The organism is Kitasatospora sp. MY 5-36 (genome assembly GCF_001182915.1).
In the GTDB taxonomy this organism is placed as follows: Bacteria; Actinomycetota; Actinomycetes; order Streptomycetales; family Streptomycetaceae; genus Kitasatospora.
The window spans coordinates 1-1046 of record NZ_LFVW01001280.1; the positions used below are offsets into that span (position 1 = coordinate 1).

General features: G+C 77.8%; 1 protein-coding gene. It reads left to right on the top strand.

Annotation, left to right across the window (positions count from 1 at the left end):
• Positions 1-517: 517 nt before the first annotated feature.
• A partial coding sequence (locus AE652_RS41955; protein ID WP_049661379.1) for a hypothetical protein occupies positions 518-1046 on the top strand: 529 nt, incomplete at its 3' end.

Below are 1046 nucleotides of genomic sequence, written 5' to 3' on the forward strand. Positions count from 1 at the left end.
CGCCGCGACCCCGCCCCCGGCCCCGCCCCCGACCCCGGGGAGGACCGGCTCCCGAGGCGGCCATCAGTCAGATCACGCCGAATTCCGCCGACCCGGGCCGCCGCGCCGTGCTTGGCGGCACGGCGGCGCCGGTTCGGCGCACCGCCCGGCTGCCGCACCCCGAAGCGGCCGCGCGGACGTGTCAACTCGCCGCTGACAGAGGCGGGTTCACCCTCGACGCGGGCGGCTGCCGGAGTCTCCGCAGTCGAACGGCGGCCTCTCTTACCAGAACTGTTCGTTGCTGAAGTCCTCGTGTGCCGAACGGGGTAAGGCTGTTCCTGTGAGCCCGTAAAACCGGTCGGCCCGTACGCCGGCCGCACCCTCCGACCCGAGCCGCCGACGCCCGCGGGCCCCAAGACCCGCAGGCCCGAAGGTCCGTCGCGCCGGGACCGGCCGCCGCCCACCCAGTGGCGGGCCGTTCCCGGCGCCGGCCGTTCCCAGCGTCCCTGCCCCCACACCGCCCCGAGGACCCTCCCGTATGCGAACCCGCCCCCACCTCAGCGCCCTCGCCCTCGCCGCGGCGGCCCTGCTCGCCGCCGCCGCACCCGCCGCCGCCCACGGCGAGAGCGTCCACCTGGACGTCACCGGCCAGCAGAACGGTCGCGTCAGCACCGTCGCCACCTGGGAGAACGACCACGACCCGGTGACCGGGGAGTTCGCCGGCACGCTCTCCGCGACGGCCACCGACGGGCGCGCCGTCGGCCCCTGGCGCCTGGTCACCGCCCCCGGCCGTCCCGGGACGTACACCACCCGGGAGATCCTGCCCGTCGGGCACTGGCGGGTGACGGTGGACTGCTCTTCCCCCGCCCCAGGGCACGGCGAGGGCGAGCTCGACATCGACACCGCGGTGGTCACCGACCCGGCGCCCGCGGGGACGGGGGGCCCGCCGCTCGCCGAGGCCCAGCCGGGGGACGGCTCGCCACGCTCCGCCGAGGTGACCCCCGCCCCGCTCCGGGAGACCACCGCCGGGACGGGGACCACCGCGGCCCCCGTCTCCGCCCGGGAGG